General features: G+C 66.6%; 3 protein-coding genes. 1 reads left to right on the forward strand and 2 read right to left on the reverse strand.

Annotated features, from left to right (window positions below):
- Positions 1–262: 262 nt before the first annotated feature.
- Positions 263–889 carry a winged helix-turn-helix transcriptional regulator gene (locus ACWD5O_RS36975; protein WP_387329548.1) on the reverse strand — a complete coding sequence of 209 codons (627 nt, stop codon included), beginning with the start codon at positions 887–889 and terminating at the stop codon, positions 263–265.
- Positions 890–1005: 116 nt separating this feature from the next.
- Here ACWD5O_RS36975 and ACWD5O_RS36980 point away from each other — a divergent pair, with 116 nt between their 5' ends.
- The gene (locus ACWD5O_RS36980; protein WP_354968587.1) at positions 1006–2064 is read left to right on the forward strand and encodes a carboxymuconolactone decarboxylase family protein; all 1059 of its coding nucleotides are present in this window, start codon (positions 1006–1008) and stop codon (positions 2062–2064) included.
- A 248-nt stretch (positions 2065–2312) separates the two neighbouring features.
- Here ACWD5O_RS36980 and ACWD5O_RS36985 read toward each other — a convergent pair whose 3' ends face one another.
- Entirely contained in the window at positions 2313–2774 is a 462-nt protein-coding gene (locus tag ACWD5O_RS36985; RefSeq protein WP_450088157.1) for a YcxB family protein, read from the reverse strand.
- Between the last annotated feature and the right edge of the window lie 496 nt (positions 2775–3270).

Here is a 3270-nt window from a genome sequence, read left to right on the forward strand (position 1 = left end):
CGCTTGACGCGCCTCTTTGGTCGGCTCAGCTGTCCCAGCTGCAGCACTCGATTCAATCTGGCTGACCACTTGGCCGGCTTCTCATACCAGTGACGACGGCATCCGCATCTGCCGCTGACAGCGCGTCGGAGACGACCGGATCTGCCGAATTGCGCGCGTTCCTTCTCCGCTCCGCTTGGCCATACGCCGATACGCGCTGCACATGAACCGCGGCTGTCACCACGCGGCCCGGAGGTATCAACTGATCAGAGGCGCGGGCCGACTATGCCAGGGAGAAGATCCGCTGCAGCCGCACCAGGGCGGCGGCATCACCCTCGATTCGCAGGCGGTCTCCTGCGCGCCCGCGAGCAAGCTCCATAAAGCCCTCCCGATCGGTGACGACCCTGACTGTGGCGTGTTCCCCCGCCGGACCAGGGGTGACATCCACCGTGCCGTCGTGAACCCGAACGGCCACTCGCTCACCGTCGACCTCAATGTCGTAGGTCTCATCCAGACCAACTGCGGCATCCGGATGAAACGTCGCCTCGAAGCCGAGCAGGAGGGCGCTGTCGGGTAGGCGATCGTCGGCGGGATCGCGCAGCAGTGGGCGCCCCCAGCGCGCGAGCTCGAGGATCGCCGGCTTGAGCGCGTAACCGCGCTCGGTCAGCTCGTACAAGGTCGCTGGTGTCGGTGGCGGCACTTCGCGCCGGTCGATCACCCCGGCCTCCTGGAGATCGCGCAACCGGGCCGCAAGGAGGTCCGTAGCCAGCCCTGCCAGCCCGTGTCGCAGGTCGGTGTAGCGCTTCGGCCCGCTCAACAGCTCACGGACGATCAGTAGGGTCCAGCGCTCGCCGAGGACATCGAGCGCCTTGGCCAGCGGGCAGAACTGTCTGTATCGACGCTGAGACACGCGCCCGATCCTACCGGCCGGCTAGACAACAGGCACCACTACATGCTTCGATAACTTGTCCCTCAGCTTGGAAAAGTTGTCTATCCTCGGTCGTTCAAATCCACTGAAGGGTCCCCATGGCACTGCGTGATGTCCCATTCCGACGCCAGGTCCGCCACATCCACCCCGCCGTGCATGACCCGCGTACCTCCGCCGTACGCCGGCAGATCGCACGGGACTTCGGCGTGCTGGCCCCGCCGTTCGCGCTCCACCTCCCCGCACCCCAGGCACTGCACGCGTACTGGGCCATGGTCCGTGAACCAACCTGGGGCCCACTTGTCGATCGCACCAAGAAGGAAGCCGTCGCCGCTGCGGTATCGGCGATCAACACGTGCCCCTACTGCGTAGACGTCCACACGACGATGCTCGACGCCCTTGGAGACCGAGCCCCGGCCGCAGCCATCCTCTCCGCAGCCACCGACGACATCGCGGACCCGGAGCTGCGCGCCGTGGTCGCCTGGGCGCGCGCGAACCGCCAGCCGGACACGCCCCTCCTGCGACAACCGCCGTTTCCCAACGAGCACGCGCCCGAACTGATCGGCGTTGCCCTCTCTTACCACTACATTAACCGCATGATCAACATCTTCGCCGTCGCCTCACCGTTCCCGTTGGCAGACTCAAAACTCAAACCGATCTTCAAGCGCGCGGCCCTCCCCGTCTTCCGGAGACTGCTTGCACGCAAGGCGCGCCCCGGTGCATCGCTCGACCTGCTTCCCCCGACCCCGCTACCCGACGACCTCGACTGGGCCCGACCCAACTCGATCATCGCCGATGCCTTCGGCCGAGCCGCCGCCGCATTCGATGCGATTGGCCGACAGGCGCTCCCAGAGCCGGTACGCCAGCTAGTCACCGCCAGGCTCAGCACCTGGCGTGGCGAGGAGCAAGGCATATCCCGCAGCTGGACCGAAAACGCCATCGAGACGCTGCCGGCACCGCAACGGCCACTAGGCCGATTCGCGCTGCTGGCCGCACTCGCATCCCACCAGGTCGACGGTCGGGTACTCAACGACGCACGTACGCACCCCGGACCAGCCGGAGATGAAGCGCTCGTAGCCGCGGCCGGCTGGGCAAGCTTCGCCGCCGCGCGCCGGATCGGGTCGTGGCTGCACCCCGCGCCCGCAACACCAACCCCGTAACGACCCCCATCCCCCGACCATGACCAGCCGTCCGGACCGCATGACACTCGCAACCAAGGGTGACCACGTCACACGCCAACGCCCACCGAGCGACGCTTCCAGCATCCGGTCATGGCCGCAATCCGTGCGTTGCGCATGTACCGTACGGGTTACTGGGCGTAACCGAGTGGTCGGCTGCTGCGCGCGGGGACGCTCCCGACGTGCTGCATCGGCGGTCGCGCTGCTCGGGCTGGTCGCGCCGGGGACGGTCACCCGGCGAACTCGAGGCGCCTAACGATGAAGTCGTCCACGATTCGTTGATCCTCGGGCGCGAACGCCGCCCGCGGCACCGGAATTTGGCTCATGCCGTACTTCAGCAGCCAGGTGTGGCGTCGCCGCCGAATCCGGGTGATGCCGGACCAGTCGATCTGTGTCCGGCTGCTCGCGGTCTGGATGTCGACGCCCGACGTGCTCACCTCGTACCGGAACGGCTCGACGAAGAGGCTGCGCTGCAGCAACCAACTCAGTACCGGAAGGAGTTCGGTCACGGCGAACGCGGCACACAACATCAGCACGACGTAGAGCAGCCGATCGTTGAACCCCGTCAGTGTCGCGAGCAGCGTGGCCAACAGCACAGCCAGTGCCGCGAGGGCGAGCAGGAGCGTCCGCATAACCCGTTGCCAGCGGCCCAGTGCGTCTTGGCTCATCCGCCGCAGCAGGCCGTACGTCATCTGCACTTCCCCGGTCACGTGCACGTGCCGCAGTATGGCACGGCATCGCCGCAAGCCGCCGTCGCCCAAGCGTGACAGCGATGGCCGCCCAAAGCGTCGGGAACCTGCCGAGTGAACACCATGGTCCACCACGTCAGACAGCTATCCGCCATCTGGGTTGCACCCGCGGAGTAGACAGGCTTCCTGCCCCTACTACGGCGACTCAATATCCGGATCTGCCGCGATCAGAGCGTCGACCTCCGTCCGCGCGACGACCGGATCTGCCGATGTGCGTACGTCGGATTCTGGTTTCATGGCTCACATTGGGTGGCGTGTCACCTTAGACTGGAGCACCGGTCTGTCGGTCAGCTCAGGCAGGGTGATCAACGCTGCCGTCGCAGAGTGGGTCATCCGCCGCCCCAGAGTGCGACCGGCACGGCGAGCAGAAGCCGCGGGGGTGAGGTCCTGACCATGCCGAACGACGCCCATGCACCCTTGCGCTACGAGCTCCGTATCC

Source organism: Micromonospora sp. NPDC005161 (assembly GCF_053599855.1).